Source organism: Nocardioides sp. (assembly GCF_031422975.1).
Lineage (GTDB): Bacteria > Actinomycetota > Actinomycetes > Propionibacteriales > Nocardioidaceae > Nocardioides.
On record NZ_JANPEO010000263.1, the window covers coordinates 1 to 14704 of the forward strand.

At 70.3% G+C, this 14704-nt stretch carries 14 protein-coding genes; 10 read left to right on the forward strand and 4 right to left on the reverse strand.

Features of this window, described 5'->3' with window-relative positions; all coding sequences use genetic code 11:
• The 6 genes from RMO85_RS07760 to RMO85_RS07785 all read left to right on the forward strand — a co-directional run.
• On the forward strand, positions 1 to 723 hold a 723-nt coding region (locus RMO85_RS07760; RefSeq protein WP_310528154.1), incomplete at its 5' end, for an acetyl-CoA C-acyltransferase.
• Between the two features lie 120 nt (positions 724 to 843).
• Positions 844 to 1386: a bifunctional pyr operon transcriptional regulator/uracil phosphoribosyltransferase PyrR gene (gene pyrR / locus RMO85_RS07765; protein WP_310528156.1), complete on the forward strand. Its 543-nt coding sequence runs from the start codon at positions 844 to 846 to the stop codon at positions 1384 to 1386.
• The gene (locus tag RMO85_RS07770; protein WP_310528158.1) at positions 1383 to 2309 is read left to right on the forward strand and encodes an aspartate carbamoyltransferase catalytic subunit; all 927 of its coding nucleotides are present in this window, start codon (positions 1383 to 1385) and stop codon (positions 2307 to 2309) included. The genes pyrR and RMO85_RS07770 overlap by 4 nt, the downstream gene beginning before the upstream one ends.
• The gene (locus RMO85_RS07775; protein ID WP_310528160.1) at positions 2309 to 3574 is read left to right on the forward strand and encodes a dihydroorotase; all 1266 of its coding nucleotides are present in this window, start codon (positions 2309 to 2311) and stop codon (positions 3572 to 3574) included. Before RMO85_RS07770 ends, RMO85_RS07775 begins: the two co-directional genes overlap by 1 nt.
• A 33-nt stretch (positions 3575 to 3607) precedes the next feature.
• Complete coding sequence (locus RMO85_RS07780) at positions 3608 to 4240, forward strand: MSMEG_1061 family FMN-dependent PPOX-type flavoprotein (protein ID WP_310528162.1); 633 nt, start codon at positions 3608 to 3610, stop codon at positions 4238 to 4240.
• A 115-nt stretch (positions 4241 to 4355) separates the two neighbouring features.
• Positions 4356 to 4754, forward strand: a complete 399-nt coding sequence (locus tag RMO85_RS07785) for a VOC family protein (protein ID WP_310528163.1) — start codon at positions 4356 to 4358, stop codon at positions 4752 to 4754.
• Between the two features lies 1 nt (position 4755).
• On the opposite strand, the gene RMO85_RS07790 is transcribed toward RMO85_RS07785, so the two are convergent.
• Complete coding sequence (locus RMO85_RS07790) at positions 4756 to 5655, reverse strand: DICT sensory domain-containing protein (RefSeq protein WP_310528164.1); 900 nt, start codon at positions 5653 to 5655, stop codon at positions 4756 to 4758.
• A gap of 61 nt (positions 5656 to 5716) precedes the next feature.
• On the opposite strand from RMO85_RS07790, the gene RMO85_RS07795 reads away from it, so the two are divergent.
• Positions 5717 to 5965, forward strand: coding sequence for a hypothetical protein (locus RMO85_RS07795; RefSeq protein WP_310528165.1), 249 nt, complete (start codon positions 5717 to 5719; stop codon positions 5963 to 5965).
• Positions 5966 to 5972: 7 nt separating this feature from the next.
• Positions 5973 to 6809 carry an FHA domain-containing protein gene (locus RMO85_RS07800; protein WP_310528166.1) on the forward strand — a complete coding sequence of 279 codons (837 nt, stop codon included), beginning with the start codon at positions 5973 to 5975 and terminating at the stop codon, positions 6807 to 6809.
• 12 nt (positions 6810 to 6821) lie between these two features.
• Here the strand turns inward: RMO85_RS07800 and RMO85_RS07805 are convergent, their stop codons facing one another.
• From RMO85_RS07805 to RMO85_RS07815, 3 genes are read right to left on the reverse strand one after another with little or no spacing between them, the layout of a single operon-like run.
• Positions 6822 to 8051, reverse strand: coding sequence for an acetyl-CoA hydrolase/transferase C-terminal domain-containing protein (locus tag RMO85_RS07805; protein WP_310528167.1), 1230 nt, complete (start codon positions 8049 to 8051; stop codon positions 6822 to 6824).
• A gap of 48 nt (positions 8052 to 8099) precedes the next feature.
• Entirely contained in the window at positions 8100 to 9197 is a 1098-nt protein-coding gene (locus RMO85_RS07810; RefSeq protein ID WP_310528168.1) for a DNA glycosylase AlkZ-like family protein, read from the reverse strand.
• A 51-nt stretch (positions 9198 to 9248) separates the two neighbouring features.
• Entirely contained in the window at positions 9249 to 9899 is a 651-nt protein-coding gene (locus RMO85_RS07815) for a hypothetical protein (protein WP_310528169.1), read from the reverse strand.
• 203 nt (positions 9900 to 10102) lie between these two features.
• On the opposite strand from RMO85_RS07815, the gene carA reads away from it, so the two are divergent.
• Together carA and carB are read left to right on the forward strand one after the other, a co-directional pair.
• A complete protein-coding gene (gene carA / locus RMO85_RS07820; RefSeq protein ID WP_310528170.1) occupies positions 10103 to 11293 on the forward strand; it encodes a glutamine-hydrolyzing carbamoyl-phosphate synthase small subunit in 1191 nt (396 codons plus the stop codon).
• A gap of 1 nt (position 11294) precedes the next feature.
• Positions 11295 to 14579, forward strand: a complete 3285-nt coding sequence (gene carB / locus RMO85_RS07825; protein ID WP_310528171.1) for a carbamoyl-phosphate synthase large subunit — start codon at positions 11295 to 11297, stop codon at positions 14577 to 14579.
• Positions 14580 to 14704 lie beyond the last annotated feature (125 nt).

A 14704-nucleotide genomic window follows, 5' to 3' on the forward strand; every position in this document is an offset into this window, starting at 1 on the left:
GAGTGGCGCATCACCCGCGAGGCGCAGGACGAGTTGGCCGCGTCGTCGCACCAGAAGATGGCCGCGGCATACGACCGTGGCTTCTTCGACGACCAGATCACCGCGTTCCGCGGCGTGGAGCGCGACAACAACCTGCGGGCCGACTCGACCGTCGAGAAGCTCGCGACCCTGAAGCCGGTCTTCGGCAAGGGCGAGGCCGCGACCATGACCGCGGGCAACTCGACCCCGCTCAGCGACGGCGCGTCGGCCGTGCTGCTCGCCAGCGAGGACTGGGCCGCGGAGCACCAGCTGCCCGTGCTGGCCTGGTTCACGGACTACGAGACGGCCGCCGTCGACTACGTCAACGGTGCCGAAGGCCTGCTGATGGCTCCGGCGTACGCCGTGCCGCGGATGCTCGAGCGCGCCGGGTTGAGCCTCCAGGACTTCGACTACTACGAGATCCACGAGGCCTTCGCCTCCCAGGTGCTCTCGACCCTCGCAGCCTGGGAGGACCCGGTGTTCTGCAAGGAGCGCCTCGGTCTCGACAAGCCGCTCGGCTCCATCGATCGGGCCAAGCTCAACGTCAACGGCTCCTCGCTCGCTGCGGCGCACCCGTTCGCCGCGACCGGTGGCCGGATCGTCAGCTCGCTCGCCCACCAGCTCGCGCAGAAGGGCTCGGGCCGAGGACTGATCTCGATCTGCGCGGCCGGCGGCCAGGGCGTCGTGGCGATCCTCGAGCGCTGATCTGGGGAACTGGCCTGCAGGAGTCCCCGGATGTCCGGGGACTCCTGCACTGGTAGCGTCTGCGCCGTTCGACATCCTTTAAGGAGCCGTCCCGTGAGGCGGAGAAGGAGGTCAACGGCCATGACAAACAACCAGGCCGGCCCTCGCATCGTGCTCGACCCCGGTGACATCGCCCGGGCGCTGACCCGTATCGCCCACGAGATCCTCGAGCGGAACAAGGGCGCCACCGACCTCGTCCTCCTCGGCCTGCACACCCGTGGCGTACCGCTGGCCCACCGGATCGCCGAGCGCATCCAGAGCGTCGAGGGTGTCGCCGTGGCCGTCGGCGAGCTCGATGTGACGATGTATCGCGACGACCTGCGCAAACAGCCCACGCGCCGAGCCCACAAGACCGCGATCCCGCCCGGGGGCATCGACGACAAGATCGTGGTGCTCGTCGATGACGTGCTCTTCTCCGGCCGCACGATCCGCGCGGCGCTCGACGCGCTGGCCGACCTGGGCCGGCCCAGCGCCGTACGCCTCGCCGTGCTCGTCGACCGCGGCCACCGCGAGCTGCCGATCCGTGCCGATCATGTCGGCAAGAACCTCCCCAGCGCGCGCTCCGAGCGGGTCAGCGTCCGGCTGGCCGAGTGCGACGACTCCGACGAGGTGACCATCTCGTGAAGCACCTGCTCTCCATCAACGACGTCTCGGCTGACCAGATCCAGGAGATCTTCGCGACCGCGGCCGACATGCACGACGTACAGCGACGTGAGGTCAAGAAGCTCCCGGCACTGCGCGGGCGCACGGTCGTCAACATGTTCTTCGAGGACTCGACGCGCACTCGCTCGTCCTTCGAGATCGCCGGCAAGTGGCTCTCCGCCGACGTCATCAACATCTCCGCCAAGGGCTCGTCGGCCTCCAAGGGCGAGTCGCTGCGCGACACCGTCCTGACCGTCTGCGCCATGGGCGTCGACGGGCTCGTGATCCGGCACCCCGCGTCCGGTGCCGCGCAGCAGGTCTCCGAGTGGGTCGATGCCGTGGTCATCAACGCCGGCGACGGCATGCACGAGCACCCCACCCAGGCCCTGCTCGACGCCTACACCCTGCAGCGACGGCTCGGCTCGCTGGAGGGCAAGCACGTCGCGCTCATCGGCGACCTGACGCACTCGCGGGTGTTCCGCTCCAACGTCCTGTGCCTGACCAAGCTGGGCGCGCACGTGACCGTGGTGGCCCCGCCGACGCTGATGCCCAGCGGGATCGGGCCGTGGTCCAAGGACGCCGGGTTCTCGACGTCGTACGACATCGACGACGTGTTGCCGGACGTCGACGCGGTGATGATGCTGCGGGTCCAGAAGGAGCGCATGTCGGGCGGGTTCTTCCCCTCGGCGCGGGAGTACACCGTCGGCTACGGCCTCACCCGCGACCGACTCAAGCTGCTCAAGCCCGATGCCCCGATCTGCCACCCCGGCCCGATGAACCGCGGTCTCGAGATCGCCGCCGACGCCGCCGACGCGGCCCAGTCGGTCGTGCTGGAGCAGGTCTCCAGCGGGCTCGCGATCCGGATGGCCGTGCTCTACCACCTGCTTGCGGGAGAGGAGTCCTGATGGGCCTGATCATCACCGGCGCCAAGCTGCTGGGAGACAAGACGCAGGACCTGTACGTCGATGACGCCGGCCGGCTCGTGGCCGAGGCCCCCTCAGGCGCCGAGACGCTCGATGCTGACGGACTCGTGGCGCTGCCCGGGCTCGTCGACCTGCACACGCACCTGCGCGAGCCCGGTCGCGAGGACGCCGAGACCATCCTGTCCGGGTCGCAGGCCGCCGCCATCGGTGGCTTCACCGCAGTCCTCGCCATGGCCAACACCTCCCCGGTGACCGACACCGCCGAGGCCGCCCTGCGCGTCTTCGACCTCGGTCGCGAGGCCGGCCTGGTCGACGTCCAGCCCGTCGGGGCCGTCACCAAGGGCCTCAACGGCCAGGAGCTCGCCGAGCTCGGACTGATGGCGCGCTCGCGGGCCCGGGTGCGGGTCTTCTCCGACGACGGCAAGTGCGTCCACGACGCACGGGTCATGCGCCGCGCGCTGGAATACGTCAAGGCCTTCGGCGGCGTCGTGTCCCAGCACGCCCAGGACCCGACGCTGGCCGGGCCGACGGCCTGCTGCCACGAGGGCGAGATCTCCGGCCGGCTCGGCCTGCCCGGCTGGCCCGGCATCGCCGAGGAGGTGATCGTCGCTCGCGACGTGATGCTGGCCCGCCACACCGCCTCCCGCGTGCACATCGCGCACGTCTCGACCGCCGGCTCGGTCGAGGTGCTCCGCTGGGCGAAGGCCCAGGGCATCGACGTGACCGCGGAGGTGACGCCCCACCACCTGCTGCTCACCACCGACCTGCTCGAGGGCTACGACCCGACCTTCAAGGTCAACCCCCCGTTGCGCCCCGCGGAGGACGTCGCAGCCCTCCGAGTGGCGCTCGCCGACGGCACCATCGACGCCGTCGCCACCGACCACGCACCGCACGCGCGCCACGACAAGGAGCACGCCTTCGTCGACGCTGCCTTCGGGATGCTCGGACTGGAGACGGCGCTGGCCGTGGTGCGCACGGCGCTACCCGACCTGTCGTGGAGCGATGTCGCGCGCGTGATGTCGAGCAACCCGGCCCGGATCGCGGGACTGCCCGACCACGGGTCGCTGGACGTCGGCACGCCCGCCCACATCGTGCTCGTCGACCCCGACACCTCGGTGACGATCGACAGGGCCGATTCCGTGTCGTTGTCGCGCAACAATCCCTGGCACGGTCGCTCTCTCACCTCCCGCGTGGTGCACACGGTGTACGCCGGGCGGGTCACCGTGCGCGACGGCGCGCTGGTCTGAGGGGCGCCGGCGCGTCGGCGTAGCGTGCGTCCCATGACCGAGTGGGCCGAGATCAGGACCGAGGCGCAGCTGGAGGCGGTGGTGGGCACACCGGGGGAGCGGGCCACGGGCAAGGAGCGGTCCGCGCTCACCGGCATCGACCGCGCGTGGCTGGCGGCGTCGCCGTTCTGCCTGCTCGCGACCGCGGACGCCGAGGGACGCTGTGACGCCAGCCCCAAGGGCGACCCGCCCGGACACCTGGTGCACGTCCTCGACGATCGAACCATCGCGTTGGCCGAGCGCCCGGGCAACAAGCGGGTCGACGGCTATCGCAACGTCATCGCCAACCCCCACGTCGGCATCGACTTCGTCGTCCCCGGACGCGCCGACACGTTGCGGGTCAACGGCCGGGCCCGGCTCATCAGCGAGGCACCGTTCTTCGACGAGCTCGCGGTGCGCGACCGCCGGCCGATCCTGGCCCTCGTGGTCGAGATCGAGACGCTCTTCTTCCACTGCGGGAAGGCATTCCTGCGCTCGCGACTGTGGGAGCCCGAGACCTGGGACCCCGATGCCCTGGTGCCGCGACGGGCGGTCATCGCCCAGGCGCTCGAGCCGCAGCCCGACATGACGCTGGCCGAGCTGGACGACTACTACCGGCCGGAGAACTACGCGAAGGGGCTGTACTGAGGACCGTCGGCATCGCCGGATGAGCCGCATCGTCGGACGTCGACGCAGCCCGGGTGGGTAACTCCTTCGGCGTAGCGTTGACCGCGAGCCCGCCGCCCACGAAAGGTCATTGCCGATGTCGGTCCCGCGCCTCCTGCACACGGTCCTCGACACCGACGACGTGCGCGCGACAGCGGAGTTCTGGCGGCAGCTGCTCGACCTGCGTTACCGCCCGGGCGACGAGGTCGTCACCGCTGGCGAGGACTGGCTGGTCCTCGACGACCACGACGGCAACCAGAGACTGGCCTTCCAGCTCATCGACCACCTCCAGCGCTCCACGTGGCCAGAGCCGGGGGTGCCGAAGCAGCTCCACCTCGACCTGACCGTCGGCAGCGTCGAGGAGCTCGACGAGCAGCACTTGCGCGTCCTGGCCCTCGGCGGCGAGCTGCGCCACGACCGGACGCACACGCCCGAGGAGCCGCTTCGCGCGTACGCCGACCCGGCCGGCCACGTGTTCTGCATCTTCGTCAGGTGAGTCACGCGGCCCCGTACCGGTCGACGTAGGCCAGCACCCGCGACAGCATCGCGCTGACGGACGCGAGGTCCGCAGCCCCGGGCCGCGGCGGGTCGGCCAGTTCGAGCAGGGCTGATGCCGCCGCCTCGGCGCCCGCCCGGTGTGCGACGCGGGCACAGGTGCGGGCAGCATCGCGCACCGCATGGGGATCGACGGTCAGCATCGACTCGAACACACGCTCGCGGTCCGGCACCCCGAGCTGGCCGGGCAGCTCCCACGCGGTCAGGGCGGCCGGCAGCTCGAACGAGTCGCACACGACCGCCCACTCGCGGGCCATGGGCTCCTCGGGTGGCAACGGCACCAGAACCGGTCCGGGCCGCGGGCCCGACGTGTCGATCTGCGGGTGGGCCAGCTCGGGAAAATCGGCAAAGGCGAACGCCGCTCGCGAGATCACCGCGAGCTCCTGCCATCGGGGCTGGGCCGCGGCGTAGTAGCGCTCCTTCTGGAACCCGCCGAACAGCAGGGCACGCTCGGCCTTGGCGCAGAACTCGTCCTCGATCGCCCAGGTGAGCGCCAACAGGGTCCGCTTGTGCAGACGCTGGACGGGCAGGTGCGGGTGGGTGCGACGCAGTTCGGCATACACCGACAGGCCACCCGGATCGGGGTCGGCCATGGCGTCGGCGATGGCAACGTCGAGCCGTACCCCGGCCTCGCGACGACGCACGACCCGCTCCACAGCCTCGACATCCGACTCGAGGTAGCGGCGGTGGCCGCTGTCGAGCCGGTGCGGGACCGGGAAGCCGTGGCGCTGCTCCCACATCCGCAGAGTGGCCGGGCTCAGGCCGGTGCGCTCGGCCATCGCGCTGATGGTGAGCAGTTGCTTCGGCGTTACCCCTTGCGCAGACTTCAACATTGTGTTCATGATAGGAGCATATTCCTTAACACTCTGTTTAGGAATACCCGACACGCAGATGGAGACCAAGATGACACTCAACAATCAACTCACCGACGAGAGGTCGGATGAGGTCGTGGACTGGACCGACCTGGGCCAGCGGATGTGGAGCTTCCTGACCGGACGCGAGGCAGCCATCCACTACAGCTTCGAGGACATGGCGATCGAGGTGCCGCGGGACACCGGCGCCAGCGCCCCGCGAGCGACCTGGAAGCTCAACGGCACCCTCACCATCACCACCAGCGACAACGACGCCGCAGCCCCGGCAAGCGCGAGCTGAGCAGGTCATGGCACTGGTGGTCGCGGCCGACCTGAGATTCGACCTCGAGGTGGCGGGCAGGCCCGCGGTCCACGCCCAGCTCCGTGGGGATGCGAACCGCCTGCTGCTCGAGGTCGACGATGCCGGTGCCTTCGCCGGCGCCCGCGACGCCACCGCGGTTCGCGCACTGGCCGAGAGCCTCGCGGCGCAGGGGGTGGTCGTCCGCGTGGAGAGCGGCGGGCGACACCTCGTCTCGCTGGGCGACGTGCGTGCCCCCTGGTGGCAGCGTCGGGCGACCGGATCCCGACGAATCCGGGTCGGCAGCGTCCGCGGCGCATTCACCGCGGCCCGGTCGCGGACACGCGGCACCCAGGCCGTGCTCCCGGACGCCGCACTGGTGCCGCCCACGACCCTGTGGCCGCTGACCCCGACGCTCCGGCGACCGGTCCGTCGACCCGTGACGACCACGCACGATCCGGCCAGAGGCGGTTCGCCGCGGCTCGTCCTGGCCAAGGAGAACGTCTGGGCAGGCGAACGACTGCCGAGCTATCGCCTTCGCGAGCGGACCACGATCGGATCCGCCCCTGACTGCGACATCTGCCTGCCCGGGCTGGAGCCCCAGCACGCCGTGATCGAGCACGATCACCGCGACGAGTACGTCGTGACCGCCCTCGCCGGCAGCACGCGCGTGCACGGCATGCGCGTCGAGCAACAGCTGCTGCGCACCGGGAGCCGACTCGAGGTCGGTGAGCACCGTCTCGTCTTCACCCGGGAGGAGTACGCCGACCACGGTCGCCCGCACGGCGGGCGAGTCGGCGGCGAGCTGGGCCGTCAGCTCCCGCAACCGCCGCGCGACGTGATCTGAGCAGGGGGCCGCTCAGGCCAGGCCGAGGGCGATCGCCTCCTCCCACAGGTCCTCGCGGACCCGGGGGTGGGAGGCGTGCTCGATGAGGTTGCGTGCCTGGGCGCGCTCGTCGTGGCCCCACATCCAGGCGATCCCCTGCTCGGTGACCACGGCGCTGTGCTGGAAGGACGTCACCGGCTCGTCGATCAGCGGCACGATGGTCGACACGTCCGCCTTGGGGTGCCAGCTGCGCAGGGCCATGAAGGCCTGACCGCCATCGGAGTGGCTGGCGCCGACGGTGAAGTCGGTCTGGCCGCCGAAGCCGGAGTGGATACGGGCACCGATGCGCGACGCGTTGGCCTGGTCGAACAGGTCCACCTGGAGGGCGGTGTTGATGGACGTCATCCGGGGTTGCCGGGCAATGCGGGCGGGGGAGTTGCTCACCTCGGTGCGCGCCATCCGCACCCGCGGGTTGTCGTCGACCCAGGCATAGAGCGCCTCGCTGCCGAACACGAAGGACGTCGTGAGGGGGACACCTCGATCGAGGGCCCCGGCCTCCTCGAGCGCCAGCACCCCGTCGCTGAACATCTCCGTCCAGATCCTCAGCCCCCGCCTGTCCACGACGCCGGCGACGGTCGCGTCGGGCACCTCGCCGATCCCTGCCTGGAGAGTGGAGCCGTCGCGGACCTGCGCGGCCACGAGTGCGCCGATCGCCACGGCGTCCGCCCCCGGGACCACGGCGTGATGCGTCCTCAGCGCAGCGTCGACCTCCACCCCCACGTCGATGTCGGCCACGTCGAGCTCGGCGTCGCCGAAGGTCCAGGGCATCCGTGGGTTGAGCTGGGCCACGACCAGGGCACCGCGCGCACGCGCGGCCTCGACGGCGGCGGGCAGCACGTTGACCTCGACACCGAGCGACACCTTGCCGTGGCGCGGCAGGGTGGTGTGCACGACCACCACGTCGGGCGGCAGCGGACCATGGAAGAGCCGCGGCACCATGGAGAGACGGCACGGGACGTAGGACAGTCGTGGATGGCGTCGGAAGCCCGGGCCCACGAACGTCGTCTCCGGCACCACACCGTCGTGCAGGGGAAGGTCCGCCTGGGCGTTCAGCGCGTGCAGCCGGACCTCGGGCAGCTCGGCGAGGATCGCCTCGAGCAGCGCCACCGGAGAAGCGAAGTTGCCACTGGTGATGATCCGGGGTCGGGTGATCCCGAGATCTCGCACCTCTCGGGCCGTGGTCTCGATCGACTGGGTGCGCATGGGGTCAGCCTGTCAAAGCCGGCCACGACACGCCCGTCCGGGAACGGCTCAGCGCTCCACGTCGAGTCCGAGCCACAGTGCCAGGGACGCGATCTCGTCGTCCACGGCGCCGCGCATCGCCCGGGTCCATGCTCCGTCCTCGTGCACGGCGCTCACCCGGAGCACTCCCGCGTCCCGCTCGGCGGTGGTGTCGGCCTTGCCGACCAGCCGGTCGCCGACCAGCACGGGCAGGGCCCAGTAGCCGAAGCGGCGCGTGTCCTTCGGCTTGTACATCTCGAGCTGGTAGTCGAACTCGAACAGCTCCGCCATCCGAGCGCGGTCGAAGACCAGCCGATCGAGCGGCGACAGCAGCGCGACCCGCCCCTCGAAGCAGTCCGGGGCGTCGAGGTACGCCGGGTCGACGCGCCAGGTGCCGCGGACGTCCTCGATCCGCGCCTCCTCCCCGACGGGCCCGACGTCGTTGGGCTCGGCGGGGGAGAGCGCTGCCCGAGGGCGGGCCAGGCCCAGCGACCGCAACCGGCGCTCGCCGCGCAGGCGATGGGCCTCCGCGAGCGGCACCGGCTGCGTGTCCGGGTAGACCCGCTCCGCGAGGTCCCAGAGCTTGTCGCGACCGTCCATGCCCGCCAACGCCACCTCGCCGCGCTGCACCATCATGTCCAGCAGGCGGCGGACGTTGCGATCGTTGTTCCACCCGCTCGACTGCCAAGGCACCAAGGTCGTGTCGGGGAGCTCGCGCGTCGTGCACGGCCCCTCGTCGTGCAGCTTGGCCAGGATGTCGCGCCGGGTGTCGTCGTTGGCCTCGACCCAGCGCGCGAGCGAGATCTCCCAGTCCTTGAGCGGCCCGGCGCCCGGCCAGGCCGCCATCTCGGCGCGGTAGAGCGCCAGGTCCTCGGCCGGACGCAGCATCGAGCGCAGCTCCACGAGCGAGCCGTCGGCCACCAGGTCGTCCAGCGACGACTGCCGGTAGGACGCACCGAGTCGCGACCACGCCACGACATGGGCACTCGGCGCGACGGCGGCGGTCGGCTCGACCTGGAGCAGTGTGAGGTGCCGGATCATGTCCAGCAGGTCGTCGGGGCGGCTGCCGTCGAGCAACTGGGCGCGCACGGCGATCCGCCGCGCCTGCTCGCGAGTGAGGTGGTGCACCCGTCGAGGATAGGGAGAGGGCGAGACGCCAGCCGGGTGCAGCCGGCGCGATCAGCGCGGAGGCCGGACCACGCTGACGGTGTTGCCGGTGCCGACGACCCTGGAGGCGGTTGGCCCGGCGGCGACGGGGACGGTGTTGGCGTCCCCGCGGATGCGGAGCCGGTCGAGGCGCTGGTGCTCGAGGGTGTTCTCGCTGCCGACGACGCGGGTACGGAAGCCGCGGCGCACGACCGCGACGTTACCGGCGCCACGCAGCACCAGCACGTGCGTGCGGTCGGCGCTCAGCGACATACCGTCGCCCTGCATCCGCACCTGCTCGACGAGGCCCTCCACCGTGGCCGACGAGCCGGCGCCGGTGATGGACAACGTCGTCGCCGACGTCATGATCACGCTGCTGCGGGCTCCGCTGATCTCGACCAGGGTCTGGGGCTTGGCGGTGACCTCGGAGTCGTCGCCGGTGACGTAGAGGTGGGTCGCCGTGGGCATGGTCACGGTCGCGTCGTCGGCCTCCACCACCACGATGCCGCAGGCGCCGTACAGCTCGTAGGTCGCGCCGTCCCAGTCCAGCACCACCTCGTCGGAGACGCAGCTCACGGGGATCGTCACGGCGGCGTCCGCGGAGACGGGAGCGAGCACGAGGGCGGCCAGCGCGACGAGGGGGGTCGCGACACGCAGCGAGCGGCGGGCGAGGGGGCGGGACATGGGGCTCCGTCGGGTCGGTGGCGCGGACATACCGCGGGTACGCCTCCAGCCTGCCTCGCATCGGGCTCGATGGACATGACCTCGCGACGTGCTCTGCGACACAGACGCGCTGGCAAGGAGTCCTCCGCACCGCTGCTAGGCTCCGGGCAAGCTCGAACATCCTTTAACGATCCGTCCTGTGAGGCGGAGAAGGAGGTACGGCGTTGCCTTCACGCGCGCCTGCGCTGCTCGTCCTCGAGGACGGGCGGTCTTTCACCGGTTACGCCTTCGGCGCCGAGGGGGAGACCTTCGGCGAAGCGGTCTTCTCCACCGGCATGACCGGTTACCAGGAGACACTGACCGATCCCAGCTACCACCGTCAGGTCGTCGTGATGACGGCCCCGCATGTCGGCAACACCGGCATGAACGACGAGGACCCGGAGTCCCGCAAGATCTGGGTCGCGGGCTACGTCGTGCGTGATCCCGCCCGGGTGCCGTCCAACTGGCGCTCCCGGCGCAGCCTGGCCGACGACCTGCGCGAGCAGGGCGTGGTCGGCATCTGCGACATCGACACTCGCGCCCTGACCCGCCACCTGCGCGAGCGCGGGGCGATGCGGGTCGGCATCTCCACGACCGAGCACGACAAGCATGCGCTCCTGCGCCGGGTGCTCGACTCCGGTCAGATGGCCGGGTCGAACCTCAGCGAGGCCGTGTCCACTTCCGAGACCTACGTCGTGCCCGCGGTCGGAGTGAAGCGCTTCACCGTCGCCGCGGTCGACCTGGGCATCAAGGCCAACACCCCGCGGATGATGGCCGAGCGCGGGATCGAGGTGCACGTGCTGCCCGCGACGTCCACCATCGCGGACGTCCTCGCCGTCAGCCCCGACGGCCTCTTCTTCTCCAACGGTCCCGGCGACCCGGCGGCCACCACCGGTCAGGTCGAGCTGCTCAGGGCAGCCCTCGATCGCGAGATCCCCTACTTCGGGATCTGCTTCGGCAACCAGCTCTTCGGCCGCGCGCTGGGCTTCGGCACCTACAAGCTCAAGTACGGCCACCGGGGCATCAACCAGCCCGTGATGGACCGCACCACCGGCAAGGTCGAAGTCACCGCGCACAACCACGGCTTCGCCGTGGACGCGCCCCTGGAGGGCAGCACGACCACGCCGTACGGCGTCGCGACCGTGAGCCACGTGTGCCTCAACGACGACGTCGTCGAGGGTCTCGAGCTGCGTGGCGACGCCGGCAGGCTCAAGAGCTTCTCCGTGCAGTACCACCCGGAGGCGGCGGCAGGGCCACACGACGCGGCCTACCTCTTCGACCGGTTCCTGGAGCTGATGGAGTCGAGCCGAGGAACGCGGCGAGCGACTGAAGCGACCAACCAGAACAGTGCTCAAGGCGTGGAAGGGACGGCCTGACATGCCGAAGCGTGACGACATCAAGTCGGTCCTCGTCATCGGCTCCGGGCCGATCATCATCGGCCAGGCGTGCGAGTTCGACTACTCCGGCACCCAGGCCTGCCGCGTGCTGATGGCGGAGGGGATCCGGGTCGTGCTGGTCAACTCCAACCCGGCCACCATCATGACCGACCCCGAGTTCGCCGACGCGACCTACATCGAGCCGATCACGGCCGAGTACGTCGAGAAGGTGATCGCCAAGGAGCGGCCCGACGCACTCCTGGCGACGCTGGGCGGCCAGACCGCACTGAACTGCGCGATCGACCTCGACAAGGCCGGCGTTCTGGAGAAGTACGGCGTCGAGCTGATCGGCGCCAGCATCGAGGCCATCGGCCGCGGGGAGAACCGCGAGATCTTCAAGAAGATCGTGGCCGAGCTCGGTGGCGAGAGCGCGCGCAGCACGATCTGCCACTCCATGGACGAGTTGTTCGCGGCCGCCGAGGACCTCGGCTACCCGATGGTGGTCCGGCCGTCCTTCACCATGGGCGGCACCGGCTCCGGCATGGCCTACGACGAGGAGGACCTGCGACGCATCGGCGGCGGTGGCCTGGCCGCCTCTCCCACCAGCGAGGTGCTCCTCGAAGAGTCGATCATCGGCTGGAAGGAGTACGAGCTCGAGGTCATGCGCGACACCGCCGACAACGTGGTGATCATCTGCTCGATCGAGAACCTCGATCCGATGGGCGTCCACACCGGCGACTCGATCACGGTCGCACCGGCGATGACCCTGACCGACCGCGAGTACCAGACGATGCGTGACCTCGCGATCGACATCATCCGCGCGGTCGGGGTCGACACCGGCGGCTGCAACATCCAGTACGCCGTGAACCCCGAGGACGGTCGCCTGATCGTCATCGAGATGAACCCCCGCGTCTCGCGCTCGAGCGCGCTGGCCTCCAAGGCGACCGGCTTCCCGATCGCCAAGATCGCCGCGAAGGTCGCCATCGGCTACACCCTCGACGAGATCCGCAACGACATCACCCGGGAGACCCCGGCCTCCTTCGAGCCGTCGCTGGACTACGTCGTGGTCAAGGTGCCGCGGTTCGCGTTCGAGAAGTTCTCCGGCGCCGACACGACCTTGACGACGCACATGAAGAGCGTCGGTGAGGCGATGGCCATCGGGCGCAACTTCACCGAGTCGCTGCAGAAGGCGCTGCGATCCCTGGAGAGCAAGAGCGCGATCTTCGACTTCGCCTCGCCCCTGGGTGACCTGGCCGCGCTGCTGGAGAAGTCGGCGACGCCGACCGACGGTCGCCTCCGCACGGTGATGGACTCCATCCGCGCCGGCGCCACGCCCGAGCAGGTCTTCGACGCCACCAAGATCGACCCGTGGTTCGTCGACCAGCTGTTCTTGATCAAGGAGGTCGCCGACGACATCGCCTCCGCCGTCGAGCTCGACCACGAGACGCTGCGCACGGCCAAACGACACGGCTTCTCCGACGCGCAGATCGCCGCCATCCGCGGCATGCGCGAGGACGTGGTGCGTGGCGTCCGCCAGGCGCTCGGCCTGCGCCCGGTCTACAAGACCGTCGACACCTGCGCCGCGGAGTTCGCTGCCCAGACGCCGTACCACTACTCGTCCTACGACGAGGAGACCGAGGTGCAGCCCCGCGCCGAGGGCAAGCAAGCCGTCATCATCCTTGGCAGCGGACCCAACCGGATCGGCCAGGGGATCGAGTTCGACTACTCCTGCGTGCACGCCAGCATGGCGCTGAGCGAGGCCGGCTACGAGACGATCATGGTCAACTGCAACCCCGAGACCGTCTCCACCGACTACGACACCTCCGACCGGCTCTACTTCGAGCCGCTCACCTTGGAGGACGTGCTCGAGATCGTGCATGCGGAAGCCGCTGCCGGGCCGATCGCCGGCGTCATCTGCCAGCTCGGCGGCCAGACCCCGCTGGGGCTGGCGCAGGGACTCGCGGACGCGGGCGTCAAGATCGTCGGCACCCAGCCCGAGGCCATCCACCTCGCCGAGGAGCGCGGCGCCTTCGGCCGCGTGCTCCACGAGGCAGGGCTACCCGCCCCGAAGCACGGCATGGCGACGTCGTACGCCGAAGCCAAGCGCATCACCGACAGCATCGGCTATCCCGTGCTGGTCCGCCCGTCGTACGTCCTGGGCGGGCGCGGCATGGAGATCGTCTACGACGACGACCGGCTGCGCTCCTACATCGAGAGCGCGACCGAGATCGGTCCCGACCGCCCGGTCCTCGTCGACCGCTTCATCGATGATGCGGTCGAGATCGATGTCGACGCGATCTTCGACGGCGAGGAGCTCTTCCTCGGCGGTGTGATGGAGCACATCGAGGAGGCCGGCATCCACTCCGGTGACTCGTCGTGTGCGCTGCCGCCGATCACCCTCGGCGCCTCCGAGATCATGCGCATCCGCACGGCCACCGAGGCGATCGCCCGGGGCGTGGGGGTCAGGGGGCTGCTGAACATCCAGTTCGCCCTGGGTTCCGACGTCCTCTACGTCCTCGAGGCCAACCCGCGGGCGTCTCGTACCGTGCCGTTCGTCTCCAAGGCGACCGGGACGCCGCTGGCCAAGGCGGCCGCGCGGGTGATGCTGGGCGAGTCGATCGCCGACCTCCGTGCCCTCGGTCTGCTGCCCGACCGCGACGGCGGCGACCTCCCCGAGGACGCACCCATCGCGGTCAAGGAGGCCGTGATGCCCTTCAACCGGTTCAAGACGCCCGACGGCGGCCACGTCGACACCCTGCTCGGTCCGGAGATGAAGTCGACCGGTGAGGTGATGGGCTTCGACGCCGACTTCGGCACCGCGTTCGCCAAGGCGCAGACGGCGTCCTACGGCTCGCTGCCCACGAGCGGCCGGGTCTTCGTCTCGGTCGCCAACCGCGACAAGCGCAACATGATCTTCCCGATCAAGGTGTTGGCCGACCGCGGCTTCGAGATCTTGGCCACCGCCGGCACCGCCGGGGTCCTGCGTCGCAACGGCGTCAAGGTCACCGAAGTCCGCAAGCACCATGAGGGGGAGGGTCCCCACGGTGAGAAGACGACGGTGCAGCTGATCCGCGACGGCGACATCGACCTGGTCATCAACACGCCCTACTCCACGGGCGGGTCGGCCCGGGTCGACGGCTACGAGATCCGCACGGCCGCGGTGGGCGCCAACATCCCGTGCATCACCACCGTCCAGGGCCTGGGCGCCGCGGTGCAGGGGATCGAGGCACTGGCGAGCGGCGACATCGGCGTACGCAGCCTGCAGGACTGGAACTCCGGGGCGTGATGGCACTGATGGGCCGGCCCTATCGACTGCTCTTCGACCACGTGCTGACCCGGACCGATCCGGAGCGTGCCCACCACGCGGGCTTCGCGGCGATCCGGCTCGCCACGCCGCTGACCCGGCGCCTC

What these genes read in the sequence shown, in the direction of transcription:
- RMO85_RS07775 (WP_310528160.1), top strand. Translation starts at nt 2,309, where the DNA reads ATGGGCCTGATCATCACCGGCGCCAAGCTGCTGGGAGACAAGACGCAG.
- RMO85_RS07780 (WP_310528162.1), top strand. Translation starts at nt 3,608, where the DNA reads ATGACCGAGTGGGCCGAGATCAGGACCGAGGCGCAGCTGGAGGCGGTG.
- RMO85_RS07800 (WP_310528166.1), top strand. Translation starts at nt 5,973, where the DNA reads ATGGCACTGGTGGTCGCGGCCGACCTGAGATTCGACCTCGAGGTGGCG.
- RMO85_RS07805 (WP_310528167.1), bottom strand. Translation starts at nt 8,051, where the DNA reads ATGCGCACCCAGTCGATCGAGACCACGGCCCGAGAGGTGCGAGATCTC.
- RMO85_RS07815 (WP_310528169.1), bottom strand. Translation starts at nt 9,899, where the DNA reads ATGTCCCGCCCCCTCGCCCGCCGCTCGCTGCGTGTCGCGACCCCCCTC.
- RMO85_RS07785 (WP_310528163.1), top strand. Translation starts at nt 4,356, where the DNA reads ATGTCGGTCCCGCGCCTCCTGCACACGGTCCTCGACACCGACGACGTG.
- pyrR (WP_310528156.1), top strand. Translation starts at nt 844, where the DNA reads ATGACAAACAACCAGGCCGGCCCTCGCATCGTGCTCGACCCCGGTGAC.
- RMO85_RS07795 (WP_310528165.1), top strand. Translation starts at nt 5,717, where the DNA reads ATGACACTCAACAATCAACTCACCGACGAGAGGTCGGATGAGGTCGTG.
- carB (WP_310528171.1), top strand. Translation starts at nt 11,295, where the DNA reads ATGCCGAAGCGTGACGACATCAAGTCGGTCCTCGTCATCGGCTCCGGG.
- RMO85_RS07790 (WP_310528164.1), bottom strand. Translation starts at nt 5,655, where the DNA reads ATGAACACAATGTTGAAGTCTGCGCAAGGGGTAACGCCGAAGCAACTG.